Source organism: Halomonas sp. ANAO-440 (assembly GCF_019915905.1).
GTDB classification, from domain to species: domain Bacteria; phylum Pseudomonadota; class Gammaproteobacteria; order Pseudomonadales; family Halomonadaceae; genus Halomonas; species Halomonas chromatireducens.
Window position 1 is genome coordinate 76,616 of the sequence record NZ_JAHXBV010000004.1, and the last position, 25,727, is coordinate 102,342.

Consider the following 25,727-nt stretch of genomic DNA (forward strand, 5'->3'; position numbering starts at 1 on the left):
CATGACCCCCGTGATCGCCTTCGGCGAGGCCCTCGTCGACATGCTCTCCAGCCGCCTCGGCGACGCCACCGAGGGCCCCGAGACCTTCACACCCTATGCCGGCGGCGCCCCGGCCAACGTAGCCGTGGCCTGCGCCCGACTGGGGGTTCCGAGCCGTTTTCTCGGCATGCTGGGTGATGACTACTTTGGCGATTTCATCGCCGCGGAGCTTGCGTCCCACGGTGTCGACCTCTCGGGCACGGCACGTACCCGCGAGGCGCGCACGGCACTGGCCTTCGTCTCCCGCGACGCGGCGGGCGAGCGCACCTTCGACTTCTACCGGCCGCCGGCCGCCGATCTGCTGTATCGGCTCGAACACCTGCCGGCAGGGATCTTCGCCCACCCCGCCATCGTGCACTTCTGTACCAACAGCCTGACCGAATCCGAGATTGGCGAGACCACCCTGGCCATGGCCGACATGGCCAATCGTGCCGGCTGCCTGGTCAGCGTGGACGCCAACCTCCGGCACAACCTCTGGGAGAGCGGTGTCGCCGACATCACCCTGACCACCCGCCTGCTCGACCAGGCCGGGCTGGTCAAGCTCTCAACCGATGAACTCGACTATCTGCGTGGCGACCACCCGGTGGAAGCCTGGCTGGCCGAGCGGCTTGCCACCGGCGTGAAGCTGATCGTGATCACCGATGGAGCGGGCCCGGTGCGAACACTGGGCGTTGGCAGAGACTTCCGGATCACGCCACCCAAAGTGCAGGCCGTGGATACCACCGCCGGCGGTGATGCCTTCATCGGCGGCCTGCTGGCGGAACTGGCCGAGCGGGGTATCGAAGGTGACTGGCACCAGGATGACGCCTTCCTCGAACGAGCCGTCAAGATTGCCTGTCACTGTGGCGCCCATGCGGTCACCCGCCCCGGCGCCTATGCCGCGCTGCCGACCCGTGAGGACCTGGCCATGCTGCGTGGCTGACGCTGTTTAAGCTATCGTCGTCATAGCAGAAAATAGCTATACAAAAATGATCATTAACGGTACAAAAGCTGTACATAACGTAAAATCGTTGCGCTTATGTACAACTTTACTGTGAGATCATGAATGCGACAGAACGGCCCGGTAACCCAGTCGGAGTATCTTCTTCAAGACGATGATGTCCTCATCTCCAAGACCGATACACGCAGCATCATCACTTATGCCAATCAGCGCTTCATCGACGTCAGCGGTTATGACTACGAGGAATTGCATGGAGCCCCACACAACCTGGTGCGTCATCCAGACATGCCACCCAGCGTCTTCGCCGACATGTGGCATGATCTTCAGACAGGAGAGTTCTGGTCCGGCCTGGTCAAGAACCGGCGCAAGAACGGAGATCACTACTGGGTCAGAGCCAACGTGGTTCCCATCCGCGAAAACGGTGAACTCAAGGGCTTTGCCTCCATACGTGTCAAGCCGAGTGCCGCAGAAACCACTCATGCCGAAGCGGTCTATCGTGACATCCGTGAAAACGGCGGACGCTACGCGGTCAAGCACGGACGCCCTTATCGGCGCGGTGCCCTGCATGCGGTGAAGCGCATCGATTGGCGCAGCCTCTCCACACGAAGCTTGTTCGCTAGCCTCGCCATCGCCGTGCTGCCTGCCGCCCTGGGTATGACCGCCTGGAGCGCCATGACACCTTCGGCATCACTAATTGACGAAGGGGTGCTCGCCTCAGGGGTTCTCGGCGGCATTCTGCTGGCTTGGCTGAACTGGAAAGGCAACGCCAGGATGCGCCGCTTGCTCCACCAGGCCCACGACTTTTCATTGCAGGTCGCGGCCGGCAACCTCAAGGCTGATCTGCCTGTCCAGCGCCATGATGAGCTGGGCCGCATGCTCGGCTCGCTGGCCTTCATGCGCCAGTCCCTGGGAGCACTGATCGGCGACCTGGAACGCCGCATCGGCGTGGTCGAGCCTGCGGTCACGGACCTTGTGCGAAACAACGACGCCATGGCCAGCCGGCTCGAGCAACAGGCATCGGCGGTACAGGAAACCGCCGCCAGCGCCGAGCAGATCACCGCCACGGTAAGCCAGAGTGCGGAGCATGCCCATCAAGCCGGTGAGGTGACTTTCGGCAGCGTAACAACGGTTGACCAAGCCGCCGAGGTGATGCAGAGACTGGCAACGTCGATGCAGGAGATCACTCGCCAGGCCGATAACATGGCCAGTATCGTCGGCACCATCGACAGCATCGCTTTTCAGACCAATATCCTGGCCCTCAACGCCTCGGTGGAAGCCGCCCGTGCCGGGGAACATGGGCGAGGCTTTGCCGTTGTCGCGCAAGAAGTCCGCAAGCTGGCCAGTGAATCAGCAGGCGCTGCTCATCGTGTGCAAGACTTGATCAACACGGCGCGAAAAGAAATCGAGGCGGGCCGGTCACATGCCGGAGAAGCGGAAGATACCATGACGGCGATCAAGGCAGCCAGCCACCGCGTCAACGGGTTGATGCAGGAAATCAGTGCCGCCGCCGCAGAGCAGAGCCAAGGTATCGAGCAGATCAGCCAGGCCATCGGCGAGATAGACCAGGCAACCCAGACCAGCGCCGACAGCATGCAAAGTTATCAGGCTGCAACGGCTTCCCTCGAGAGAGAAGTCAGCGCACTGGCCCACAGCGCCGGCGCCTTCAGCGGTAGCGATATCCGGCAAAATACTAAAATGACAGCCCATCCTGTACATGAACGCAGCGTGAGCCACCTGCCCCCCAAAGCGGTGGCCAGTCGCCCACCTATCGAAAGGGAGTGGGAAACTTTCTGAACAGGGCAAGTTGAGAGAAAAAAACCCGGCCCTCTTGGGCCGGGTATAAAGACAGCACCGCTGTCGAGAGAGCACTGCTGAGAGAGCACAACGAACCCGTTTCGGTGGATCAGTGGTGGAAGCGTTCGGCGGCTTCACGGGCCAGAGAGCGGATGGCATCCCAGTCCTCGGCATCGATCAGCGACTTGGGCGTCAGCCAGGAGCCGCCGACGCACATCACGTTCTTCAAGGCCAGGTAATCCTCGGCGTTGTTGACGCCGATCCCTCCCGTAGGACAGAACCGCGCTTCGGGAATCGGGCCGGCGAAGGACTTGAGCGCCTTGACACCCCCACTGGCTTCCGCGGGGAAGAACTTGAAACGGCGGTATCCGTACTGCCAGCCAGTCATCAGTTCGGACACGGTGGCAACGCCGGGCAGCATGGGAACCGGGCTGGTCACGCCGTAGCGGTAGAGCGCCTCGGTGGTCCCCGGGGTCACTACGAAATCTGCGCCAGCCTGCTCGGCCTGACGATATTGCGCCGGGGTCAGCACGGTACCGACACCGATACTTGCCTGGGGCAGCGCCTCGCGCAGACGCCGGATCGCCTCCAGAGCACAGTCGGTGCGCAGCGTCACCTCCAAGACGGTCAAGCCGCCCTCCACCAGGGCACGCCCGAGGGGAATAGCATCTTCCAGTCGCTCGATAGAGAGCACCGGAATGACCTCCGCCTTGAGGCATATGCTGTCGAGCTCGGTGGTTCGGGTGGAGGGAAGCTGTTTCTCGATGGTCATAAGCAAGACTCCAGAAGCATTCAGGGGGCCCAGTAAACGGCCAGCGGACAGGACAGAAAGGCACGAATGGGAAGTTCGCGAAGGTCGTCGCCGCCCAGCGCACGTGCCAAAACGCTGCGCTTGTCGCCCCCTGTAATGTGCAGGACATGACGGCGGGCCTGGTGCAGCCGATCGGCGCTGAGGGTAATGCGCGCCTGGGGCTGGCTCGGTGAGCGCACCGCGACAACGGGCTCCGCAGTAGAGAGTGCCAGCTCCAGCTCACGGCTATCGGGAAACAGCGATGCCGTATGGCCATCTCCGCCCATGCCTAGCACTACCAGGCTCGCCGGCCAGCTCAACGCTTCGATACGCCGGGCCACCGCCTCGACGCCTTGCTCCGGCGTCTCGTCATCGGTGGTCAGTGAAATGAAATTGGCCGCGGAGGCTGGCCCTACCAGTAGATATTCCCTTACCAGACGAGCATTGCTCGCTTCGGCGTCCACGGGAACCCAGCGTTCATCGGCCAGAGTCACGTCGATGCGCGCCCAGGGAAGGTCCCGCGAGGCCATGGCCTGGAAGAAAGGCACCGGCGTCGACCCGCCAGAGACTACCAGCAGGACACGCTCCTGCTGGGCCAGATCCTGCCTCAAGGCCTCAGCCGTTGCTTCGGCAAGCTGCTCGGCGAGTTGATCACGGGGTTTGGCATCCGAAATCGGCATGTCAGTAGTCCTCATACCAGCTGCGTCCATCCTGAGTGATCATGGCAATGGAAGCCACCGGCCCCCAGGAGCCTGCAGGGTAGCGCCTGGGGGGATCGCCCAGAGCCTTCCACGCCGCAATCAGGCTATCGCACCAGTGCCAGGCGTGCTCGACTTCATCACGCCGCACGAAGAGGTACTGTTGTCCCTTCATCACCTCGAGCAGCAGTCGCTCATAGGCATCAGGGATGCGCGTCTTGGGAAAGGCGCTGCCGAAATCCAGGTGCAGCGGCCCCCGACGCAGCCGCATACCCTTGTCCAGGCCGCTATCTTTGGTCAGCACTTCCAGGGCGATACCCTCGTCGGGCTGCAGCCGGATGACAAGCTTGTTGGCGGCCAGGTTGCGCTGGTCAGGATCGAAGATATAGTGCGGCTGCTGGCGAAAGTGTATGACGATCTGGGACAGCTTCTCCGGCATGCGCTTGCCGGTACGCAGGTAGAAGGGCACGCCGGCCCAGCGCCAGTTGGCGACGCCCGTCTTCATCGCCACGAATGTCTCGGTCTCACTCTCGCGGTTGGCACCCTCTTCCTCCAGATACCCGGGCAAACTCTGGCCCTCGATGGAACCCGCGATGTACTGGCCACGCACCACGTCGCGCCCCAGGGAATTCTCGCTAAAAGGCTCCAGCGCCTTGAGCACCTTGACCTTTTCATCGCGGATAGCATCGGCGTCCAGGTTGGCCGGTGGGTCCATGGCAATCAGGCAGACCAGTTGCAACAGGTGGTTCTGCACCATGTCGCGCAGTTGCCCCGCCTTGTCGAAATAGCCCCAGCGGCCTTCGATGCCGACTTGTTCAGCCACGGTTATCTCGACGTGCGAAACATGATTCTGATTCCACTGGGTGCCGAACAGGGGATTGGCGAAGCGCAGGGCAATCAGGTTCTGAACCGTCTCCTTGCCCAGGTAGTGATCGATGCGATAGATACGCGACTCGGGAAACACAGAACCGATGGCATCGTTGATCTCGCAGGAGGTCTCGTAGTCGTAGCCAATCGGCTTTTCAACCACCACCCGTGACAGCTCATCGAGGCTACCACTGCCCTGCAGGTGCTGGCAGATATCTCCATAGAGGCTGGCCGGCACCGCCAGATACACCACCAGTGGACATATCGTGGTCTCGTGACGCACGGCCGTTCGCCACTCGGCGATGGCCTGATAGCCTTCGGCAGTCCCGAAATCCAGGTGTAGATAGTCTAGTCGCGCCGTGAAGCGCTTGAGTGCGTCGCGATCCAGTTCGCTGCTCTTGACATGCTCCTGCAAGGCCTCGGTGACTCGCTTGCGGAAGTCGTCGATCTTGAGTTGCTGGCGTGCCAACCCGAGAATGCGAGTGTCCTCGTGCAGCAGGCCTTCCCGATCCAGATGGTAGAGCGCGGGGTAGAGCTTACGCAGCGACAGGTCGCCCAAGGCACCGAAGAGTGCCAGGTCGATAACCGCCCGGCTGTCTTCTTCCAGCCGCTTATGTGAGTTCATGCATGCCCCCATCTGGTTAACTTACTAAAAAAATACGTCATGGAAGCACCTTTCAGCAAGTTTATTCTGTAATATTACTATAAAAAAGAGTTCGGCAGCGCTTCCGTTCGCGCCCTAACGAGGGTTCGCGCTAGGATAGCAACTCGCATGTTGTAAAATCACCACATCACCACATCACCACAACTGCCTGGCGCACTGCGCCATGTCGTCACGGAGAGCCCGATCCATCATGGCAAATCACGACCTGCTCCAGCGTATTCGCCAACGCCTCGAAGAGTTGAATCGCTCCGAGCGCAAGGTCGCAGACGTCATTCTAGCGGACCCGACCCGGGCTACCGGCTTGAGTATCGCCAGCCTGGCGCAGGCGGCCTCGGTCAGCGAACCCACCGTCAACCGGTTCTGTCGCAGCTTCGATGCCAAGGGCTATCCGGACTTCAAGATCAAGCTAGCCCAGAGCCTGGCAGGGGGCACGCCCTATGTCAGCCAGGCGGTGGAGCCTGGCGACGCCGCAACTGAGTACACGAGCAAGATATTTGGCGCCACGATTGCCGCACTGGACGAAGCCAGCCGCGAACTGGACCCCGCACGCATCGAGCGGGTAGTGGATTATCTGATCCAGGCCAAGCAGATCCACTTCTTCGGCCTAGGCGCGTCGGGAGCGGTGGCACAGGATGCCCAGCACAAGTTCTTTCGCTTCAACCTGCCCGTCACGTCCTACGTGGACGTGCTGATGCAGCGCATGGTGGCCGCCGCCTGCCATACCGGCGATGTAGTCGTAGTGATTTCCTGGACCGGCCGCACCCGCGAACTGGTCGACATCGCCCGCCTGGCCCGAGAGAGTGGCGCCGTGGTATTGGGTATCACCGCACCCGGCTCGCCGCTGGCCAGGGAATGCACCGAAACACTTGAGGTCGCCACGCCCGAGGACACCGACGTCTACATGCCGATGACATCGCGGATGATCCAACTCACCCTCATCGATGTCCTGGCCACCGGTGTCACCCTGCGACGCGGCGAAGACTTCCTGCCACACCTGAAGAAGATAAAGGACAGCCTGCTGGAAACGCGCTACCCGGTCGGCTAATCAGACGTTGCTCAGGGGCTATCGGTAACGACCAGGGCGGTAACGGTGATCTCCACCTTCAACTCGTCGGCAGGCAGGGGAGCACAGACGCAGGTGCGGGCGGGGGCGTGACCGGTGGGCACCCAGGCATCCCATACCGCGTTCATGGCGGCGAAATCGTGGCCATCCTTTAGATAAATGGTGGCCGTCAGCAGGTGCTCCCGGTCGGAGTTGATCTCCTTGAGGAGCTCATCGACCCGGGCGAGCATGCTTTCGGTCTGGGCGGTGATATCCCCCTGGCGCGCCTCGGGCCCCGCGACCTGACCGCAGAGGTAGGCGATGCCGTTGTGGATCACGGCGCGGCTCATGCGAGCCTTGGTGTCATGGCGAACGATGGTCATGGTACCTCCAGTGAGCTGAGGCAGCGCAAACAACTGCCATCAAGAAAACAGAGCATAGATATTACCGCATCAGTCGGCACAGTCGATGCATTTAAGAACCAATGGATCCCAATCCAGGCGCTTCTTGCTGATCCACTCTCCACATTTGATACATTCGCCGTATTCACCTTTTTCGATTCGAGCCAATGCCCCGGTTATGCGCCGTAAAGCCAGCTGTCGGCGCTCCTCCTCAGCCTTGGCCATGGCCTGACTCTGCATGGCGTCCATGCGTGACAACCGCCCGACCGCGGTCTGGTCGAGCATTACGGTGTCGCGAGCACCGCTACTCGATTGGCTTTCCTCGATCAGCGCCACGCGTAATGCCTCGAGTCGCTCGACGACGGCTGATATATCGAGTTCAGGATGATTCATGCTTGCCTCCTCCCTTCACGTCGGACCACGTCGATAGAAAAGCAGGAACGGCAAACTGTTATCATACGGCGCCCCGCCAACACGCGGCGGCTTGTTCTGCTGACCTCATCATGCCAGCACCAACGGAGAGCGTCATGGGCTACCGGACCCTATTGAGAGACCATCGCGGCCTGCTCGGTATATCCTTCCTGGCGATGTTCACCTCGAGCCTGGGCCAGAGCTTCTTCATCGGCCTGTTCCAGGTACCGATCAGCCAGCAATTGGAGCTTACAGCGGGCCAGTTCGGCACCGCTTATGCCTTGGTGACCCTGGTCGCCGGCTTCGCCATGTTGCGTCTGGGTCCCAGTATCGACTGGGTCTCACCGCGGCGCTTCGCCGTGATCGTGCTGGTTACCCTGGCCAGCGGCGTGTTGCTGCTCACCCTGTCGCCCTGGTGGGGCCTGGGCGTGCTGGGGCTCGGCCTGGTCCGACTTTGCGGCCAGGGTATGATGACCCACCTCGGCAACACCCTGGCCGGGCGGGAATTCACCACGCTGCGTGGTCGCGCCCTGGGACTGGTGGGCATGGGCATGATGCTCGGGGAAACCCTGCTGCCCCCATTGATGGCGGCACTGCTGGTCTTCCTGGGCTGGCGGGAATTATGGTGGCTCTTCGCGCTGGTGCTGGCCGGGCTCTGGATACCTCTGCTGCTTCGCGGCCCCTGGCCGAAGGCGCCGGGCCAACGTCCGGTGGCCGGCCAGCCCAGCCGTGGACCCCGACCCTTTCGCGACCCTACCTTCTGGAAGCTGTTGCCTCTGTTGATGACACTGCCGGTCACCATGACCGGCATCTTCATCTACCAGGCGGTCATGACACACGAGCTAGGCAGCAGCCTTGGAGTCTATGCCCTGGCACTCGCGGGCATGGGGCTGGCCAAGCTGCCCGGCGCCCTGCTCGGCGGCCGCTGGGTCGACAGGCTGGGTCCGGTTCGCCTGGCTAGGCTCTATCTACTGCCCTTCGCCGTGGCGCTGCTCATTGCGATCATATTCGGTGGGCACCTCGGGGTGTGGGCGCTGATGGTCGGCGGCGGGCTTGCCATTGGCTCGCAGGAGTCTATCGCCACCAGCCTGCTGGTGCGGATCTGGGGAGCCGAACACCTGGGTACCGTTCGGGCAACGCTGAGTGCCTGCATGGTATTTGCTACCGGCCTGGCACCCGCTGTGCTCGGCTTCGCACTGGACCTGGGCGCCGATTTCACGTCGATTCTCGCCGGCATGCTGGCGTTTCTGGTCGGTGGGTGGTGGCTGGCCCAAGGCGTGTTGGCTAGCCAGGCCACACGGGCTGCCTGACGCCTTATGCTTAACACATTAACGCCGGCCCATGGCCGGCGTTGTGTCGTTTCGCTAGCGGTTCAGCGCAGCAGCAGTACCGGCACGCTGGCCCGTCGCAGCATCGCCGTGGTGGTACTGCCCACCAGCAGGTGGCGGATACGCGAGTGGCCGTAGGCGCCCATCACCAGCATGTCGATGGCATGCTCCTGTTTATAGGTGCGCAGGGTCTCCTCCACCTCGCCGGCACGAATCGCCCCTTCGGCCTGGTGACCGGCATCGCGCAGCGTCTTCAGTGCCCAGTCGAGCTGGGAGCGGTTGTCACCGGTCTCGGCGCCGACAATCACCACATGGCAGGGAGTGCCCTGGAACAGAGGACTCTTGGCGATCATTTCCACCCCCTTGCGGGTGGTCTTGCTGCCGTCGAAGGCGATCATTACCTGTTCTGGCTTCTTGAAGCCGTCCGGTACCATCAGGATGGGGCGGTGCAGGGTACGCACCACCCGCTCCAGGTTGGAACCCAGGTGCTCACTGGCTTGATGCGCGGTCTCACCACGCTTGCCTACCACAAGCAGGCGAATCTCGTTCTCAAGCTCAACCAGGGTCTCGACCAGGGTGCCGTTGCGCTGGCGCGTCATGGGTTCTGTCACGCCAGCCTCAAGGGCTCGCTCCTTTGCCGCATTTAGCATCAGCCGACCCTGCTCCTGGGCGACTTTGGCGCGACGCTCATCCAACTGAGATAACTCTTCGAGCAGGTGTTCGCGGGAACCCAGCCCGATGTTACCGGACAGATCCACCTCGGCGGTCTGGGGGTGATTATCCACCACGTGCAGGAAGGTCAGCGGCGCTTCAAGCGCCAGGCTGGCCCAGGCGGCGTAGTCACACACCCCCTCGGAGAACTGCGAGCCGTCGATGGCGGCCATTACCTGATCTGTCATCTTGTCATTTCCCAAGCTGGCGTGGGTTGGCAGGCTTTTCGCGTGCCTGCCGTTACATACGTTCTACCACCATCGGGCCACCACGTCACAGCACGGCCGCCCGAAGACCGGCTCAATGTCCGCCCATCAGTTTCTCGACGGCTGCCGGGTCGTCATGCACTGCGTAGCGGTCGACGATGGTGGCACTCGCCTCGTTGAGTCCAATGAGCTCCACCTCGGTACCTTCACGGCGGAACTTGATCACCACACGATCCAGCGTCTGCACGGCGGTGATGTCCCAGAAGTGCGCGCGGGAAAGATCGATGGTGACCTTCTGCACGGTTTCCTTGAAGTCGAAGGCGTTACCGAAGCGCTCGGAGGAGGCGAAGAATACCTGCCCTACCACCTTGTAGACCCGGCGGCTACCATCGTCAGCCTCATCGGAGCCGATGTAGAGGATATTGCCGACCTTGTTGGCGAAGTTCATGGCGGCGAGCAGCACGCCGACGAAGACCCCGATCGCCAGGTTATGGGTCAATACCGTGACGACGACGGTGGCCAGCATGACGATGTTGGTGCTCATCGGGTGCTGCTTGAGGTCGCGAATCGAAGCCCAGCTGAAGGTGCCGATAGAGACCATGATCATCACCGCCACCAGCGCCGCCATGGGAATCAGTGACACCCAGTCGGAAAGGAACACCACCATCATCAGCAGCACCACACCGGCAATCAGGGTTGAAAGACGGGTACGGCCGCCTGACTTGATGTTGATCACCGACTGGCCGATCATCGCACAGCCCGCCATGCCGCCGAGCAGGCCGGAGCCGATGTTGGCGATGCCCTGGCCCTTGCATTCGCGGTTCTTGTCGCTGGTGGTATCGGTCAGGTCATCGACGATGGTGGCGGTCATCATCGACTCCAGCAGACCCACCACGGTCAGCATCGCCGAATAGGGCAGGATGATCATCAAGGTCTCGAAGTTCAGCGGCACGTCGGGCCACAGGAACATCGGCAGGGTATCGGGCAGCTCGCCCATGTCACCCACGGTGCGGATCTCCATGCCGGAAAGCAGGTAGACCCCGGTCAGCACCACAATGCACACCAGCGGCGAGGGAATCGACTTGCCGATCTTCGGCACATAGGGAAAGAGATAGATGATGCCGAGCCCGGCCAGGGTCATGACGTAGACGTGCCAGGTGACATTGGTCAGCTCCGGCAGCTGCGCCATGAAGATCAGGATCGCCAGGGCATTGACGAAGCCCGTGACGACCGAGCGCGACACGAAGCGCATCAGCTCGGCCAGCTTGAGATAACCCGCGACGATCTGCAGCACACCGGTGAGCAGTGTGGCTGCCAGCAGGTACTCGAGGCCATGGTCGCGCACCAGGGTGACCATCAGCAGCGCCATGGCACCGGTGGCGGCAGAGATCATGCCCGGCCGGCCGCCGGTGAAGGCGATGACAACGGCGATACAGAAGGAGGCGTAGAGGCCGACCTTGGGGTCGACACCGGCGATGATCGAGAAGGCGATGGCCTCGGGAATCAACGCCAATGCGACGACGATACCGGCGAGGGTATCGCCCTTGATATTGGAGAACCAAGTCTGCTTGATGGATTCGTACATGCTATTGCCCAGTCGATGGTTATAGGCGTGCCGTCAGGCGCCAGGGTCTTGTCTCGAACGCCACGCCAAGGCCACACCGGTTCGGTGCAGTGCATAAGGGGTCGTCGCATTTCGGGTCGTGCAGATTGGGCGCAGGGCGCCCGTGGCGTCGCGGGCAGTGTGCCGAAAGGAACGGCCCACAGCCGGAAACCGGGGGGGGGGGGGAATTGCGCTAGGGCGGCGTGGCCAGCCCTGTCAGGAGGGTATGCACGTTGATATCGTTCCTTGCTCTTTTATTGCCGGGCCGGGCGTCGACTTCGATCGCACCTCGGCTTTCGTTTTATTACTTTGGTCTCAATAACGGCCCTGACATGAACGGCGAAGTCTATCAGAAAGGATGCTGCGCTGCACCTTGGGCACGAAGCCGCCGCTCGAGCTGTCGCTCGTATAGCCCCTTGGCCAGCAGGGTACCCAGCACCAGGCTGCCACCGACCAGCGCCACCGGCGCGGGCCGCTCGGCGAGCAGCCACCACACCCAAAGCGTGCCCGCCACCACTTCCAGCAGCATCAGCAGGCCCACTTCGGCGGCAGGCAGGTAGAGCGGCCCGCGCTGAATCAGGGTGAACCCCAGCGGCAGTAGAACCAGGCAGAGCAGAACCAGCAGCAGCAGGCTGTCGGCGGGGGGCAGCGACAGGCTGCCGGTGGCCATGCCGAACAGCCCCGCCACGGCGGCCACGATCAGTCCCGACAGGGTCAGCATCGGGCTCATGTCGACGCCGGGACGGGTGCGGCAAAGGGTAAAGTTGGCGGCCAAGGCGGTGGCGGCCAGTAGCGCGAAGCCGTTGCCGATCCACGAACCGGCACCGGCATCGTCGAGCACGATCAGTGAAGTCCCCAGCAGGCAGAGCCAGATCGCCAGCCAGGTCCGCCGCGGGAGGTGCTCCTTGAGAAAGAGCCGCGACAGCAGCGCCGCAATCAAGGGCGCACCGGCCAGGATCATCAATACGTTGCCGCCTTTGGTGTACTGATTGCCCAGCACGAAACCGAAGGTGGAGAAGCTGAACAGCACAGCAACCCCGATACCGGTCCAGCCGCAACGCCGATACGCCTCGACGAAGCCGCTTCCATGGCGCGCGGCGACGATGGCGATGAAGCCCAAGGCAGTCAGCAGGCCACGCCAGACCAGGATGTCTGCATCCGGCAAGCCGATCAGCTTGATAAGCAGCGCATCGGGGGAAATGATCAGCGCACCGCCACCGGTGAGCAACAGGCCCTGCTGGCGGTTCGATAGGGTGTGAATCAAGGCGACCTCGCTGTCGGTGGATCGCCTGGGAGTCTGTCGGATTTGACCGATCGTCGCGAGTGATTTGGATTTCGAGACAAGTTTATCGATCTTATAAGGCGAATAGCCCGCTATTTAACGCATTAGATCGAATGAAATTGGCCGAAAGACCGGATCTCGCAGCAGATCAATGTTAAGTCCGGCAGGCTCCGCGCATGCCATGTTAGGTGTGCCCATGGCAGTAAGGTCAGGTGGTATCGCCGCCCTCCTGGTCGTCCCGGGCGGCCCGCGCCTGAGCGGCCGGTGACGCCTTCAGGTGCCGAAATGCCTCCATGATATCCATGGGCAAGGGGAACACGATGGTGGAGGCATTCTTGTTGCTCATGTCGCTCATGGTCTGCAGGTAACGCAGCTGCAGCGCCGCCGAGTTCTCGGCCATGACGTTGGCCGCCTCGACCAGCTTCCGGGAAGCCTGCAGCTCACCCTCGGCGTGGATGACCTTGGCGCGGCGCTCACGCTCAGCCTCGGCCTGACGGGCGATGGCGCGAATCATGCTCTCATCGAGATCGACATGCTTGATCTCGACGTTGGCCACCTTGATACCCCACTCCTCGGTCTGGGTATCTATGATCTCCTGGATGTCGTCGTTGAGCTTGTCGCGCTCGGAGAGCATCTCGTCCAGGTCATGCTTGCCCAGCACCGAGCGCAGCGTGGTCTGGGCCAGTTGGCTGGTGGCGATGGTGAAATTCTCGACCTGAATGATCGCCTTCTCCGGATCGACCACCCGGAAATAGAGTACCGCGTTGACCTTGACGGTGACGTTGTCCTGGGAAATGACGTCCTGCTCCGGCACGTCCATGGTGATCACGCGCAGGTCCACCACGGTCATCTGCTGGATTCCGGGAATTACGATGATCAACCCCGGACCCTTGACCGCCTGGAAGCGGCCCAGGAAGAACACGACGCCCCGCTTGTACTCGGGCAGGATGCGGATCGATGCGGCGATCAGCATGAGAACCAGTACCACTGGCACGAGATAGGAAATCAGCATGGTCCATCTCCTTGGTGTCACTAAGGCTGTGTTGTATCGGTATGTTCAGCAGTCAAGTATCGCAACAGTTCAGGTATCGACAGGCTCCACGACCAGAGTCAACCCCTCGACCGCAACGACCCTGACGACCTGGTCCTTGTGCAGCGGGCTGGCACTCCGGGCGTTCCAGCGCTCCCCCATCACACGAACATGGCCACGGCCTTCGAAGCGCTCGAGTGCTCGCCCCTGGCTGCCGAGCAGTTGTTCATGACCGGTCCTGGCCGGTCGTCGGCGCAGCCCCATGAAGCGCGTCAGTGTCCAAAGCATGAAGACGGCTGCCACCAGCGCGATGCCGCCGATCAACGGCAGCGAGATTCTCAGGTTGTCTGCATCCATCAGCATCACCGATCCGATCACAAAGGCGACGATGCCGCCCATTCCCAGAATGCCGAAGCTGGGCATCAAAGCCTCGCCCACGATCAGCGCCAGCCCTACCAGTATCAATGCCAGCCCCGCATAGTTGATCGGCAGCAGCTGAAAAGCGAAGAGAGCCAGCAGTAGCGAAATGATGCCGATGGTGCCAGGCACCAGGCTGCCGGGATTGGACAGCTCGAAGATCAGCCCGTAGAAGCCGATGATCATCAGGAAGTAGGCCACGTTGGGGTTGGTGATCACCTGCAGCAGCTGGGTGCGCCAGTCGGGGTCGAAGCGTTCGATGGTCAGCTCGGCCGTATCCAGTGTCCGCTCGCCGTAGTCCATCACCACCTCGCGACCATCGATCTGGGCCAGCAGATCCTCGATATCGACGGCCACCACGTCGATCACGTTCTTCTCCAATGCCTCGCGGGAGGTCAGGTTGACCGCTTCGCGCACCGCCTCCTCGGCCCAGTCGGCGTTGCGGCCGTGGCGCTCGGCCAGCCCGCGAATATAGTAGACGGCATCCTCGAGTACCTTGCGCTCCATGGCGGTTTCGCCACGCCGGCGCGTATCGGCGTCTTCCTCCTCTTCGGAAGCGGCCTCGTCTCCATTCGACTCGCCGTTGGCGCCCGCTTCCTCGTCGGCGCTGCCGTTACCGTTGCCATTGGCCTCGCCGCCGGCCTCGCTGTTTTCCTCGCCAGCCCCGCTGCGGTCATTTTCGTCGTCCGGCTCATCCAGGCCGGGGAAGCCGCCACCCATCTGCACCGGCGTCGCCGAGCCGAGGTGGGTGGCGGGAGCCATGGCGGCAACGTGGCTGGCATACAGCAGGTAGGTGCCGGCGCTGGCGGCCCGGGAGCCACTGGGCGAGACATAGATGGCCACCGGTACCGGCGAAGAAAGCATGTTGCGGATCATGCTGCGCATGGAGGCATCCAGCCCACCCGGCGTGTCCATCTGCACGATCACCAGCTCTGCATCACGCTCGGCAGCAAGCGACAGGCCGCGCTGGAAATAGTCGCCGGTAGCCGGGCCGATGGCACCGTCGATGGTCATGACCAGGGCAACCCGCTCGCTCTCCTGTGCCTGCGTCTGCCAAGCCAGCAGCCCACCGCCGAGAACCAGGCACAGCAGGCTGGTCAGCAGGAGAAAGCGATGAACGAAGGCAACCCGACGTGTCCGCATGATGACCATCCCTTGCGTGGCGTCCTTGCGTAGCGAAAGCTGGCTCCCCCCAGGAAGCAGGTATTTTCTACTTCAGGTACTTCTGAATTCAGATTAGCAGTGCAGGGACGTTAACGCAGGGTCGAGCATTATCTCTACCGGTACGCAATGGCCCGATGCCGCTGAACGGCATCGGGCGAGCGTGGCACTTATCGCTGCGCAGCGTCAGAGATTATGGGGTTCGCCGGCATAGCGCCGCTGCACTTCGACAACGTAGGCCGAGAGTGCCGCCAGCTCCTCGCTGTCCCACCCCAGTGCCTCGGCGGCCATGGGGCTGACCATGCACATTTGGACCATTTCGTCGGCATGCACCATTTCCATGCCAAAGAGATTCTCTCCCATTGCCACCCGATGCGGATAGGGTTGCTCGAAGGTCTCCAGGTAGCCTGTATCTCCCGCATGACAGGAGGCGCACGATAGGCCTGTCGTACTCAAGCTGGGATCATTGAACAGCTCCTCGCCCAGTGCCAGCAGCGCCGGGTCGTTTTCACCCTCCTCGCTATATCCCGGGGTATAAGCCTCGGGGCGCTCTACCGCCGAGCGATCGCCAGCCTCTGCTTCAGCTTCCGCTTCTGCTTCTGCTTCTGCTTCACCCTCGGCTTCTGCCTCTGCCTCACCTTCCGCTTCTGCTTCACCCTCGGCCTCTGCTTCTCCTTCACCCTCCGCTTCGGCTTCACCCTCGGCTTCTGCCTCTGCCTCACCTTCCGCTTCTGCTTCGCCTTGGGCATGGTTGCTGGCCAGCAGCATCGTCTCTTCGGAAACAGGCCCGTAGCCTGAGTCGGTCGATGCATTGATCGTCGTGGCGTGCAGCGCGGCACCGCCAGCCATCAGCGCCAGTACCGGGGCCGTATAGGCGAGCTGTTGACTGAGACGCCCTAGCAGCCTGCGGCGCTTGTCGTCATGCTGTGACATGGTATCTACCTCCATGATGAAATTCCGATCAAGCCGTTGGTTGTTGTTTGCTTTGTCTGGACCCAAAGGGCCATGACACACCGCCTCTTGCCAGCGGTATCCTTTGGTAGGAGCCGAGGGCGATTACTTACAGACGCGCGGCAAGAATGCGTAAGAAGGTAAATCAGAAGGGAAAAATCAGGCCAATGCTGTAAGGAATCCAGGCTTCCTTCGACCATCAACTGACCGAACACCGCACCAGGAACCTGCCAATGCTGAACCGTATGCTCGCTGTCACTACGCCACTTGCCCTGCTTATCGCCGCCCCACTGCATGCCGACCCCGATCCCGGCGACTGGGAATCCGTACTCGATGAGGCACGTGGGCAAACCGTCTACTGGAATGCCTGGGCCGGTGACACGCGCACCAATCGCTACCTGGAGTGGGTCGACGGGAGGATGCAGGAGATCCATGGAGTGGAGGTGGTGCATGTGAAGCTCGACGACACCAGCACGGCGGTGTCGCGGGTACTGGCCGAGAAACAGGGTGGCAATCTCGAAGATGGCAGCATCGACCTGATCTGGATCAATGGCGAAAACTTCGCCGCCATGCGGGCCAACGACCTTCTGTTCGGTCCATTTGCAGATTCCCTGCCCCACTTCCCCCTAACCTTTCCCGAACACAACCCTGAAGTGGTAACGGATTTCACGCTGCCCACCGAGGGCTTCGAAGCCCCCTGGGGCAAGGCTCAGATCACCTTTTACTATGACAGTGCCGATATTGAGGGAGCCCCTCCCGGAAGCATCGGGGCGGTGCTGGACTGGGCAGAAGCCAATCCAGGGCGTTTCACCTACCCCAGGATTCCCGATTTCATCGGTAGCACCTTTCTCAAGCAGGCCTTGATCGAGCTGAGTGAGGATACCGACGCGCTCTACGCGCCCGTGTCGGAAAGTGACTTTAAGGCGGTCACCGCACCACTCTGGGACTACCTGGATACGCTGCACCCCCATCTTTGGCGAAGCGGAAGGCAGTTTCCTGCCAGCGGCCCCGACATGCAGAGGCTGGTGGGCGACGGAGAACTCTCGCTGGCCTTCACCTTCAACCCGACGGCACCCGCCGCAGCAGTAGCTGACTTCGAACTTCCGACGTCGATTCGCAGCTATGTGCTCGATGAAGGCACCCTTGGCAACGTGCATTTCGTTGCCATCCCGTTCAACTCCCCCAACAAGGCAGGCGCCATGGTCCTGGCCAATTTTCTGCTCTCACCCGAGGCACAGGCTCACAAGCATGATCTAACCGTGTGGGGCGATCCAACCGTCCTCGACCTGACCCGCGTCGACGATGAGATTCTCGCCCTGTTCCCCCAGGTGGATGAAAACCCGGCCTTGCTGCCCCCCGAAGCGCTGGAAACCATGCTGCCTGAACCCCACCCCAGTTGGATGACTGCCCTTCAGGAGGCATGGCAAGCACGCTATGTGGGCAACTGATGCCATGAAGCCTTTTTCCAGTACTGACATCCCGTGATACTGCGTCTCGCGCCGGCACTGATCGTCACGCTGCTGGTCGCGCCCATCCTGGCCGGGGTGGCCATGGCGGTGCTGCCCGCCTTCGGCTATCTGCCGGCCCTGGGCGGTAACGAGTTCAGCCTCGCACCCTGGCGCGACCTGTTCGCCCAGCCCGGGCTCGCCCGCTCGGTGACGGTCAGTTTCGTCAGCGGCCTTGCCACCACCGTCGTCTCGCTGACGGTCGTGTTGCTGTTTCTGGCAAGCGCGTCGGGCAGTCGGCTCGATCGCTGGATTCGGCGCATGGTCTCGCCGCTGCTGTCGATTCCCCATGCCGCCGCCGCCTTCGGGCTGGCCTTTCTGATCGCGCCGTCGGGCCTGATCTCGCGACTGATATCGCCGGGGCTGACCGGCTGGGAGCGGCCACCCGACGCACTGATCGTCCAGGATCCCTGGGGGCTGTCGCTGATGGCCGGGCTTGTCATCAAGGAAATACCCTTCCTGCTGTTGATGAGCCTTGCCGCCCTGCCGCAGTTGGACCCCGAAAGACGCGTGGCGATGGCTCGATCACTCGGCTACCGTCCGACCATCGCCTGGCTGAAGGTGGTGGCGCCGGCCCTCTACCAGCTGATCCGTCTTCCGGTCTACGCAGTGATCGCCTATGCCACCGCGGTGGTCGATGTGGCACTGATCCTCGGCCCCACCCTGCCGCCGACGCTCTCCGTGTCGATCCTCGCCTGGTTCAACGACCCCGACCTCTCCCGGCGTTTCATGGCCTCGGCCGGTGCCGTGTTGCAGCTGGGCATCACCGCCGCCGCCCTTGTGGTCTGGTGGTGCCTGGAGCGGGGTGTCGCCTGCCTCGGGCGTCGCTGGGTCGCCCGGGGCGGACGGCAGCGCGGAGAGCAGCCGCTGCGCCTGGCCGGGAAGGGATTGATCCTGTTCGCCACCCTCACCGCCTTCGTCGGTATCGGCAGCCTGGCGCTCAACTCCGTGGCCGGCTTCTGGCGCTTTCCCGAAGCCCTGCCCCAGGGCTTCACCGCGATGCACTGGATTCGCGCCCTGCCCTCGCTGACGGGCCCGGTGGCCTCGACGGTGATCATCGCCGCGGCCTCGACATTGATCGCCTTGACGCTCACCCTGGCGGCGCTGGAAAACGAGCAGCGCACCGGACGCCATCCGGCCCAGGGGCGACTGCTGTCAGCACTGACGCTGCTCTATCTGCCGCTGATCGTACCGCAGATCGCCTTCCTGTTCGGCCTGGTGGTGGTCATGGAAACCCTCGGCAGCCGCCCAAACCATGGCCTGGTCATCTTCGGCCACCTGCTCTTCGTACTGCCCTATGTGTTTCTCTCGCTGTCGGAATCCTACCGACGCCTCGACACACGCTGGTCGCAACTCGGGCGAACGCTTGGCAGCTCGCCAAATGCCGTCTTCTGGCGGGTACGCCTGCCCCTGTTGCTGGCGCCGATCCTCACCGCCTGTGCCGTTGGCATTGCCGTCAGTATCGGCCAGTATCTACCTACCCAGCTGCTGGGTGCCGGTCGCGTGCCCACCGTCACCACCGAGGCGGTGGCGCTCGCATCGGGAGGCAACCGCCGGACTATCGGGGTCTGGGCACTGGTCCAGGCCAGCCTGCCGCTGGTGGGCTTCATCATCGCCGTCGGTTTGCCGCGGCTGCTCTGGGCCAAACGCCGTGGAATGCGAGGGTCACCATGACGCACCATCATCTCGAAATCGACAGCCTGCGCATCGCCCTGGATGGCACCGTGCTGCTGGAGCTAGATGCCCATATCGGCCCCGGTGAGATTCTCACGGTGATGGGGCCTTCTGGTTCGGGAAAGTCGACCCTGTTGGCCTGGCTCGCCGGTTTCCTGGCAGGGGACTTCGAGGCCAGCGGCCACGCGCACCTGGACGGTCGCGATATCACCCACCTGCCGGCAGAGCGGCGCGGCATCGGCCTGCTGTTTCAGGATCCGCTGCTGTTCCCCCACCTGTCGGTCGCCGGCAACCTGCGGTTCGGCATGCCGCGCGCCACCCGCGACAAACCCCGGCAAGTCGAGACGGCACTGAAACAGATCGGCCTGGCCGGTTTCGGCGATCGCGACCCGGCCACCCTCTCCGGCGGCCAGAAGGCCCGAGTGGCCCTGATGCGCCTGCTGCTCTCCCGGCCCTGTGCCGTGCTCCTTGACGAGCCCTTCTCCAAGCTTGATACCCACCTGCGCCAGGAGATGCGTCAACTGGTTTTTACCCAGCTGCGCCAGGCCGGACTGCCGAGCCTGCTGGTTACCCACGACAGAGACGACGCGGCGGCCGCCGGCGGAGAAGTGATCGAACTCACCCATTGAGCCGCTCGTGGCCGCCATCGTGACGGGGCAATGCGAGACGGCCATTCTGCGTTTGTTCAACGTGGAGGGCTTGCCCTGCCCTGATAGGGCCTGCATGCTGACGACAAACAAGAACCCGAAAGGATCACCCCGTGAGCATCCCGCCGCTAGACGACCGCATGCAGCGCCTGACTGCCGTTCGGCCTCGGCTGCTCTCCTTCGCGCGCCTGCATCTACGCAATCACGCCCAGGCCGAAGATGCGGTCCAGGACACCCTCGAAGCCGCCATCGAGAAGCAGGATAGCTTTTCCGGACGATCCGGCTATGAAACCTGGGTCTTCGGCATCCTCAAGTTCAAGATTCTCGATACCATGCGGGCCCAGAAGCGCCAGGGCACCTGGCAACCGCTGGAAGATGAGGCCGATGACGAGGCCATCGACCGTCAGTTCCGCCGGAATGGCCGTTGGCTCAAGGAGGCGCGTCCCACCAGTTGGGGGGAGCCGGAGGCCGCCTTCGAGAGCGAGACATTCTGGCAGGTGTTCGATGCCTGCATGATCGCTCTGCCGGACAACGTGGCACGTGTCTTTTCGCTGCGTGAACTGATGGGGCTATCGACCGAGGAGATCTGCCGCGAGCTTGGCATCAGGGAGAACAACTGCTGGGTCATCCTGCACCGGGCCCGCCTGCGGCTGCGGGCCTGCATCGAACAGGGCTGGCTGACGGAGGGAACGCCATGATCATGTGCCGACGCGCCACCGAGCTGATGTCGCAACGCCTGGATCGCCCCCTGGTGTGGCAGGAACGGCTCTCGCTACGCTTCCACCTGGCGATGTGTGGCGCCTGCAGCCAGTGCAATCGGCAGTTCGACGTGCTGCACGAGGCCGGCAAGCGTTTCGAGCCTGCCGCCCGGGATGAGCAGGAGTAAGCCCGTCCCAACAGTTCTCATCCCGGCAGTTCTGCCTGCTCAGCCTTTCCTCTTGCAGAGGCTGCACGTTGTCCCAGCAGCGCGCTTACTCGCCGTTCCAGGGATTCGCTCAGCGACACGTCCGCTGGCTCTCCTGGCGTCTCTGTCCTCCGCCGGTCTGCCTGGCTGTCACTAGCCACATGGAGAGTGAGCCGCTCGCACCGGGACAACCATTCGGATAACGCCGTTACGGTGGCACCTGACAAGGGCTTGCCGCCGACCGTGAAGGTGGATGGCAACAGGGCACCCAGGGCATCGAGAGCCGTCAGCTCAGCGTCAGCGGCATCAAGAGCCGTCAGCTCAGCGTCAGCGCCATCGAGAGCCTCGGGGTGATGACGCATGAGGATCACCCCACGCACCTGGACACTCTCAGGCAGCGAGCCCCCTGGTTCACTGTCATCCAGACAGCCATTCCGGCCGTCCAGTGCGATGGGCAACCCCAGCGGCTCGCCATGGGAAAGGGTGAGGGCATCCAGCCGCAGTCCCCTCGTCACCCTGAACATCCTGGCAAACTGTCGTAGCATGACATGGGCGTCGCCGGTATCGGGAAAGAGACAGATCACGGCATCGCCGTGAGGCGTGGTCAGCAGGCCGGCATCGATGACAAGTTGTTCATTCGAAGGGGCCTGGCGAGCAAGATAGGCGAGCACCTGGGGCCCCAATTCGGCCAGGGTCAATCGTGAGGCCAGCACCCGCCCTTCGGCCGCCAGGGTGTAGCCGGGAGCGTCTCGCAGCACTTCCAGCCGGGGAGACCGGGCAGTATCGTCACCCTCCTGAAGCGGCGTGAGCTGCGGGTAGAGTAGCGCAGAGAGACGCGACAGTGCCGGCGCGCTGTCGGTGTGGAGAATCCACTGCCTGCCGCCACAAGTCAGGCGCATGGGCTGGCAGGATGGGGCCACGCTCGCGTCGCTGGCCACTTCGACAGGGGCCAGCGCCCCATCGTCCTGTGCGCCACGCTGCCTGAGCAACCCTTCGCGGCACCACTCCGACAGACAGTCCCAGACATGACGGCGCAGTTCCTGTCGATCGGGCCGCGGCTCGGCGTCGGTTCCTGAAGCCTCGCCGGCCCGTGACAGCTGATCGACAATGGCGTCCGGGTCGAATCCCTCGGTCGCCAGCAGCCAGATCAGGGCTGCGCTATCGTTCAGGCGGTAGTATCGTCCGGTGTGCGTGGCATAGAGGGCAAGCTGATCCTCATCGAGCACCTCCGACACCTGCCAGGCCGTCAGCACCGGCCTCGGGAGCGGTTGCCCCGCGAGACCATCGGCCAGATGCATGTCAGCGAGGCTAGGCAGGGTGAAGAAAGGCAGGTAGCGTTCCGGCTCGGCATTGGGGAAGAGGCGCAGAAAACCGCCGGCGCGAGCCTCCTCGTCCTGTGCGTCGCGGGCGAGTTCGGCCGCCACTCCCCTACGCGCCACCTCCGCCGACCTGGCCGCCACGGCCGGGTTGTCGATCCCCACCAGCGAGACCATGTCCTTCACCAGCCCCCCCTTGACCTCTGCCTCGACGAGGCCGCCATTCTCTGGCTCGGCACAGATACCCAGCGAAGGGCTGAGGTTGCATTCGAGTATCCAGGGCTTCAGGGCATCATCCACCATGCAGTCGAGCCCCAGCAGCTCATAGCACCCCTGCGGGTCGGCACCGACCTGCGCCGTGCGCCGGCGAATGGCATCCGTGGCGCCGATCACGGTCAGTGTCACCAGGTCGTGGATCTGGGCAAAAAGACGCTCATCGTCATGGCCCTGCTCACGCAGCCACTGCCGATAGCGGTGCAAATCGATGAACTCAACGGGAATCTCCGCCGAGGTATTGAGCGCATTGATGTCGGGATTGGTCAGTTGACTGAACGGGTTGTCCATGTCGTTGGGGTCGTAGGGCTCCGATGCCAGCTTGGCAAAACCCTGGTGGTAGAGATATAGCCGCAGCGGCTGGATGGAGGCCACCAGCACGTAGAGGCGCAGGACATACTTGTGCCCACGAATGGTGTGCGGATTGGCAAGATACTCCTGGACCATCCAATTGGCCTCCAGTGGCGTATCCGCCGCATCATGCAGCACACGAATGCCCTTGCCCTTGGAGGCATTCTTGGGCTTTAGAATCCAGCGTTTCTCGGGATGGGACAATGCCGTCTGCTGGAGGTCATGATAGTCCTCCGGCATGGAGTAGACCCGGGGAAAGAAAGCCAGCCGCGATGTGGCCGCCGTACCGAAGGAGTGGGCGACACGATCCCTCACCGCCACGAGCGTATCGTGGAGGCGACTCTTGACCGTGAGCGCATTGTTGCCGGGGTAGTGATTGAGCTTTCGCTCGGGGGATACCTTCTTGAACTGGGCGGGATCCGGCATCCCGGTGTACCAGCCGGCATCCCACTGCTCGTCGTCCCCGACGTCCCACCCCAGCGGATCGAGCGCGTCACGAAAGAACCGATCCTGCTCGGCGGCGCGCTTGCCACCCAACCAGTAGCGGCGTGAAGGAGTCGTTTGATCCGTCATCCCGGCAACCTCCTGAACCATTATCGGATAGTGAATCCATTGTTATGTGGGCCACGGCCTCTGGCCTGGCTGCTGTTCGCGTAGGAGTTCTGTCGATAGCGGGGACCGAACCTTACGCACCATCGGCAAATTTCCTTTGCCGATGGTGCTGGAGGAGGGTTCCTGCCCGGGGGAGCCCCGGGCGGTGTTCTGGGCGATGGTGGTCGAAGCGTGATGGAGCGGGTGGCGGAAGCGTGCCGGGCGAGTAGTGAAAGAGTGCTGAAAGAGTGCTGAGGGAGCCGCCGTCGCGTCAGCCCAGCCGCTCGCACAGCGAATCGAGATCGGGCACGGTCAGGTCGGGCTCGATGGCCCAGGGGTCGAAGGGGGCGTCAAGGCTGCGGCGCACCCAGGCGGCATGCAGCCCGGCGTGGCGCGCACCGATCACATCGAAGGGGTTACTGGAGATTAGCCAGGTATCGCCTGGATCGACTTCGAGGCGATTGCGCAGGTGAGCGTAGACCGCAGGGTCGGGCTTGAAGCGCTTGATCTCGTCGACGCTGATCACGGCTTCGAAACGATCGAGTATCTCAGCCTTGTCGAGCAGGCCGGAGACGTCCGCCCCCGTGCCATTGGAAAAGGCCACGCAGCGCACTCCGCTCTCAACCAGCCGTGTCAGCGCCTCGGGCACTTCGGGGAAGGCGGGGAGCTGGCCGTAGACCGCCATCAGGTGGTCCTTGTCGACATCGGAGAGACGGGTCTGCAGTGCCCGGTCGGTGAATTCGAGCGCCTCGAGCGTGCACTGCGAAAAGGGGACATAGGCCCCCATCAGGCCGCGGCGAAAGCTGTACTCCAGCTGCTTGTCACGCCAGCGGCGGGAGAACTCCGCGGCCTGCTCCGCCATGTCAGAGGCGCCCAGTCTCGCTTCCAGTTCGGTGACCACGCCATGGGTGTCGATCAAGGTGCCATAGACGTCGAACGCCAGTACCTGTGTCATCTGCTGCGCCTTTCGGTTGCCATGATCCCCTCAGCATGGGGGCTGCCGGGAAGCGATTCAATCGTTAACCATCCACCACCCTATCGGCCTGTCAGCATCCTTGCCCGGTCAAAGGTTTCAAGCGATACACCGTTACCGGAGAGGATCAGCGCCACCCGCTGTCCTTGCACTTCGATCCGATGCTCCGCCATGGCCGCCAGGCCGACCGCGGCGGCTCCTTCCACCAGCAGCTTCTCGTGCTCCAGGATATCGACCATGGCATGGGCGATGGCCGGCTCCGAGACCTGGTAGTGGTCATCCATGACTTCGCCCACCAGGGCCAGGGTGCAGCGATTGTCGAGACCGATGCCACCGCCCAGGGAGTCGCCCAGGCTCTCGACCTCCTCCACCTCGACGGGGCGACCCGCCTGCAGGCTTTCCCACATGGCCGCCCCGCGCGCCAGGCTGACACCGGTGATCAGGGTCCCGGGGCGTATGGCCTTCACCGCAGCACCAATGCCGCCCAGCAGGCCGCCACCGGAGAGCCCGACGATCACCCGGTCGAGATCCGGTGCGTCCTCCATCAGTTCCAGGCCGATGGTGCCCTGCCCGGCTGCTATCAACGGGTCGTCGAAGGGCGGGATCAGGGTCATGCCACGCTCGCGCACCAGGCGCTCGACCTCGCCGAAGGCCTCGTCCTGGCTCTCGCCCACCCGGACAACCTCGGCGCCCAGCGTCTCGATGGCGGCCACCTTGTTAGCCGGCACCAGGTGCGACAGGCAGATCGTCGCCGGCACGCCGAACCGCGCCGCGGCAAGGGCCATTGCCCGTCCATGATTGCCGGTGGAGGCCGTGGTCACACCCGCAGCCAGGCCATCGCGGCCGTGGCGCTCGATCAGCGCCGCGATCATGTTGGTGGCGCCGCGCAGCTTGAAGGCACCGCTCGGCTGGCAGGTTTCCAGCTTCAGGTAGATGTCGGCATCGAAGCGCGCGGAGAGCGCCGTCGAGTGGATCAGCGGCGAGCGTACCACCTGGTCGGCAATGCGTCGGCGCGCCTCGTAGATCAGGGCTGGCGTCACCCCATGGCGTGGCAGCATGGTCACCCCTTTCACTCTTCGCGGGACAAACGCGGAACCGGGCCACAAGGGCCCGGCTGATGTACTGACTGGGAGTATAGGAAATATAGCGATTCCTGCC

Annotated in this window: 23 protein-coding genes; 9 read left to right on the forward strand and 14 right to left on the reverse strand. The window is 62.9% G+C overall.

The annotated features are described in order from the left end of the window. Position 1: 1 nt before the first annotated feature. Both KZO25_RS03635 and KZO25_RS03640 read left to right on the forward strand, forming a co-directional pair. The gene (locus tag KZO25_RS03635; protein WP_223135913.1) at positions 2-961 is read left to right on the forward strand and encodes a carbohydrate kinase family protein; all 960 of its coding nucleotides are present in this window, start codon (positions 2-4) and stop codon (positions 959-961) included. Positions 962-1,084: 123 nt separating this feature from the next. Further along, complete coding sequence (locus KZO25_RS03640) at positions 1,085-2,773, forward strand: methyl-accepting chemotaxis protein (RefSeq protein WP_223135914.1); 1,689 nt, start codon at positions 1,085-1,087, stop codon at positions 2,771-2,773. 109 nt (positions 2,774-2,882) lie between these two features. Here the strand turns inward: KZO25_RS03640 and KZO25_RS03645 are convergent, their stop codons facing one another. The 3 genes from KZO25_RS03645 to zwf are packed head-to-tail and all read right to left on the reverse strand — an operon-like array spanning position 2,883 to position 5,753. Then, positions 2,883-3,545: a bifunctional 4-hydroxy-2-oxoglutarate aldolase/2-dehydro-3-deoxy-phosphogluconate aldolase gene (locus KZO25_RS03645; protein ID WP_223135915.1), complete on the reverse strand. Its 663-nt coding sequence runs from the start codon at positions 3,543-3,545 to the stop codon at positions 2,883-2,885. Between the two features lie 20 nt (positions 3,546-3,565). Continuing rightward, a complete protein-coding gene (gene pgl / locus KZO25_RS03650) occupies positions 3,566-4,243 on the reverse strand; it encodes a 6-phosphogluconolactonase (RefSeq protein WP_066449203.1) in 678 nt (225 codons plus the stop codon). 1 nt (position 4,244) lies between these two features. Continuing rightward, on the reverse strand, positions 4,245-5,753 hold the full coding sequence (gene zwf / locus KZO25_RS03655) for a glucose-6-phosphate dehydrogenase (RefSeq protein WP_066449207.1): 1,509 nt from the start codon (positions 5,751-5,753) through the stop codon (positions 4,245-4,247). 229 nt (positions 5,754-5,982) lie between these two features. Here zwf and KZO25_RS03660 point away from each other — a divergent pair, with 229 nt between their 5' ends. Beyond that, complete coding sequence (locus KZO25_RS03660; protein ID WP_066449211.1) at positions 5,983-6,837, forward strand: MurR/RpiR family transcriptional regulator; 855 nt, start codon at positions 5,983-5,985, stop codon at positions 6,835-6,837. Positions 6,838-6,848: 11 nt separating this feature from the next. On the opposite strand, the gene KZO25_RS03665 is transcribed toward KZO25_RS03660, so the two are convergent. Beyond that, positions 6,849-7,217 carry a RidA family protein gene (locus tag KZO25_RS03665; protein ID WP_223135916.1) on the reverse strand — a complete coding sequence of 123 codons (369 nt, stop codon included), beginning with the start codon at positions 7,215-7,217 and terminating at the stop codon, positions 6,849-6,851. A 69-nt stretch (positions 7,218-7,286) separates the two neighbouring features. Then, positions 7,287-7,628, reverse strand: coding sequence for a TraR/DksA family transcriptional regulator (locus tag KZO25_RS03670; RefSeq protein ID WP_223135917.1), 342 nt, complete (start codon positions 7,626-7,628; stop codon positions 7,287-7,289). Positions 7,629-7,762: 134 nt separating this feature from the next. On the opposite strand from KZO25_RS03670, the gene KZO25_RS03675 reads away from it, so the two are divergent. Continuing rightward, entirely contained in the window at positions 7,763-8,956 is a 1,194-nt protein-coding gene (locus KZO25_RS03675) for an MFS transporter (protein ID WP_223135918.1), read from the forward strand. Positions 8,957-9,018: 62 nt separating this feature from the next. Here KZO25_RS03675 and KZO25_RS03680 read toward each other — a convergent pair whose 3' ends face one another. From KZO25_RS03680 to KZO25_RS03705, 6 genes are all read right to left on the reverse strand, one after another. Then, positions 9,019-9,873: a universal stress protein gene (locus KZO25_RS03680; protein ID WP_066449224.1), complete on the reverse strand. Its 855-nt coding sequence runs from the start codon at positions 9,871-9,873 to the stop codon at positions 9,019-9,021. A 112-nt stretch (positions 9,874-9,985) separates the two neighbouring features. Beyond that, positions 9,986-11,476, reverse strand: coding sequence for a SulP family inorganic anion transporter (locus KZO25_RS03685; protein ID WP_066449231.1), 1,491 nt, complete (start codon positions 11,474-11,476; stop codon positions 9,986-9,988). 367 nt (positions 11,477-11,843) lie between these two features. Beyond that, positions 11,844-12,758, reverse strand: coding sequence for a DMT family transporter (locus KZO25_RS03690; protein WP_223135919.1), 915 nt, complete (start codon positions 12,756-12,758; stop codon positions 11,844-11,846). A 226-nt stretch (positions 12,759-12,984) separates the two neighbouring features. Beyond that, a complete protein-coding gene (locus KZO25_RS03695; RefSeq protein ID WP_066449369.1) occupies positions 12,985-13,788 on the reverse strand; it encodes a slipin family protein in 804 nt (267 codons plus the stop codon). A 69-nt stretch (positions 13,789-13,857) separates the two neighbouring features. Beyond that, a complete protein-coding gene (locus KZO25_RS03700; RefSeq protein ID WP_223135920.1) occupies positions 13,858-15,366 on the reverse strand; it encodes an NfeD family protein in 1,509 nt (502 codons plus the stop codon). Positions 15,367-15,570: 204 nt separating this feature from the next. Then, complete coding sequence (locus KZO25_RS03705) at positions 15,571-16,317, reverse strand: cytochrome-c peroxidase (RefSeq protein ID WP_223135921.1); 747 nt, start codon at positions 16,315-16,317, stop codon at positions 15,571-15,573. Between the two features lie 251 nt (positions 16,318-16,568). Between KZO25_RS03705 and KZO25_RS03710 the strand changes: the two genes are divergently transcribed. From KZO25_RS03710 to KZO25_RS03730, 5 genes are all read left to right on the forward strand, one after another. Continuing rightward, on the forward strand, positions 16,569-17,783 hold the full coding sequence (locus tag KZO25_RS03710; protein ID WP_223135922.1) for an ABC transporter substrate-binding protein: 1,215 nt from the start codon (positions 16,569-16,571) through the stop codon (positions 17,781-17,783). 33 nt (positions 17,784-17,816) lie between these two features. Further along, positions 17,817-19,514: an ABC transporter permease gene (locus KZO25_RS03715; protein ID WP_316935437.1), complete on the forward strand. Its 1,698-nt coding sequence runs from the start codon at positions 17,817-17,819 to the stop codon at positions 19,512-19,514. Further along, a complete protein-coding gene (locus KZO25_RS03720) occupies positions 19,511-20,143 on the forward strand; it encodes an ATP-binding cassette domain-containing protein (protein WP_223135923.1) in 633 nt (210 codons plus the stop codon). The genes KZO25_RS03715 and KZO25_RS03720 overlap by 4 nt, the downstream gene beginning before the upstream one ends. Positions 20,144-20,274: 131 nt before the next feature. After that, on the forward strand, positions 20,275-20,859 hold the full coding sequence (locus KZO25_RS03725) for a sigma-70 family RNA polymerase sigma factor (RefSeq protein ID WP_316935438.1): 585 nt from the start codon (positions 20,275-20,277) through the stop codon (positions 20,857-20,859). After that, positions 20,856-21,047 carry a zf-HC2 domain-containing protein gene (locus KZO25_RS03730; RefSeq protein ID WP_223135924.1) on the forward strand — a complete coding sequence of 64 codons (192 nt, stop codon included), beginning with the start codon at positions 20,856-20,858 and terminating at the stop codon, positions 21,045-21,047. The genes KZO25_RS03725 and KZO25_RS03730 overlap by 4 nt, the downstream gene beginning before the upstream one ends. 17 nt (positions 21,048-21,064) lie before the next feature. On the opposite strand, the gene KZO25_RS03735 is transcribed toward KZO25_RS03730, so the two are convergent. From KZO25_RS03735 to eutB, 3 genes are all read right to left on the reverse strand, one after another. After that, on the reverse strand, positions 21,065-23,578 hold the full coding sequence (locus KZO25_RS03735) for a PqqD family peptide modification chaperone (RefSeq protein ID WP_223135925.1): 2,514 nt from the start codon (positions 23,576-23,578) through the stop codon (positions 21,065-21,067). A 289-nt stretch (positions 23,579-23,867) separates the two neighbouring features. Beyond that, positions 23,868-24,551 carry a haloacid dehalogenase type II gene (locus tag KZO25_RS03740; protein ID WP_223135926.1) on the reverse strand — a complete coding sequence of 228 codons (684 nt, stop codon included), beginning with the start codon at positions 24,549-24,551 and terminating at the stop codon, positions 23,868-23,870. A gap of 80 nt (positions 24,552-24,631) precedes the next feature. Beyond that, positions 24,632-25,627 (reverse strand): hydroxyectoine utilization dehydratase EutB, encoded by a 996-nt coding sequence (gene eutB / locus KZO25_RS03745; protein WP_223135927.1) that lies wholly within the window; start codon positions 25,625-25,627, stop codon positions 24,632-24,634. Positions 25,628-25,727: the final 100 nt, after the last annotated feature.

Bases quoted from the DNA above. Each gene is read 5' to 3' on its own strand.
- KZO25_RS03670 (WP_223135917.1), bottom strand. From the start codon at position 7,628: ATGAATCATCCTGAACTCGATATATCAGCCGTCGTCGAGCGACTCGAG.
- KZO25_RS03640 (WP_223135914.1), top strand. From the start codon at position 1,085: ATGCGACAGAACGGCCCGGTAACCCAGTCGGAGTATCTTCTTCAAGAC.
- KZO25_RS03685 (WP_066449231.1), bottom strand. From the start codon at position 11,476: ATGTACGAATCCATCAAGCAGACTTGGTTCTCCAATATCAAGGGCGAT.
- KZO25_RS03680 (WP_066449224.1), bottom strand. From the start codon at position 9,873: ATGACAGATCAGGTAATGGCCGCCATCGACGGCTCGCAGTTCTCCGAG.
- KZO25_RS03730 (WP_223135924.1), top strand. From the start codon at position 20,856: ATGATCATGTGCCGACGCGCCACCGAGCTGATGTCGCAACGCCTGGAT.
- KZO25_RS03735 (WP_223135925.1), bottom strand. From the start codon at position 23,578: ATGACGGATCAAACGACTCCTTCACGCCGCTACTGGTTGGGTGGCAAG.
- KZO25_RS03720 (WP_223135923.1), top strand. From the start codon at position 19,511: ATGACGCACCATCATCTCGAAATCGACAGCCTGCGCATCGCCCTGGAT.
- KZO25_RS03740 (WP_223135926.1), bottom strand. From the start codon at position 24,551: ATGACACAGGTACTGGCGTTCGACGTCTATGGCACCTTGATCGACACC.
- eutB (WP_223135927.1), bottom strand. From the start codon at position 25,627: ATGCTGCCACGCCATGGGGTGACGCCAGCCCTGATCTACGAGGCGCGC.
- KZO25_RS03660 (WP_066449211.1), top strand. From the start codon at position 5,983: ATGGCAAATCACGACCTGCTCCAGCGTATTCGCCAACGCCTCGAAGAG.
- KZO25_RS03700 (WP_223135920.1), bottom strand. From the start codon at position 15,366: ATGCGGACACGTCGGGTTGCCTTCGTTCATCGCTTTCTCCTGCTGACC.
- zwf (WP_066449207.1), bottom strand. From the start codon at position 5,753: ATGAACTCACATAAGCGGCTGGAAGAAGACAGCCGGGCGGTTATCGAC.
- KZO25_RS03665 (WP_223135916.1), bottom strand. From the start codon at position 7,217: ATGACCATCGTTCGCCATGACACCAAGGCTCGCATGAGCCGCGCCGTG.
- KZO25_RS03705 (WP_223135921.1), bottom strand. From the start codon at position 16,317: ATGTCACAGCATGACGACAAGCGCCGCAGGCTGCTAGGGCGTCTCAGT.
- pgl (WP_066449203.1), bottom strand. From the start codon at position 4,243: ATGCCGATTTCGGATGCCAAACCCCGTGATCAACTCGCCGAGCAGCTT.
- KZO25_RS03645 (WP_223135915.1), bottom strand. From the start codon at position 3,545: ATGACCATCGAGAAACAGCTTCCCTCCACCCGAACCACCGAGCTCGAC.
- KZO25_RS03675 (WP_223135918.1), top strand. From the start codon at position 7,763: ATGGGCTACCGGACCCTATTGAGAGACCATCGCGGCCTGCTCGGTATA.
- KZO25_RS03635 (WP_223135913.1), top strand. From the start codon at position 2: ATGACCCCCGTGATCGCCTTCGGCGAGGCCCTCGTCGACATGCTCTCC.
- KZO25_RS03710 (WP_223135922.1), top strand. From the start codon at position 16,569: ATGCTGAACCGTATGCTCGCTGTCACTACGCCACTTGCCCTGCTTATC.
- KZO25_RS03695 (WP_066449369.1), bottom strand. From the start codon at position 13,788: ATGCTGATTTCCTATCTCGTGCCAGTGGTACTGGTTCTCATGCTGATC.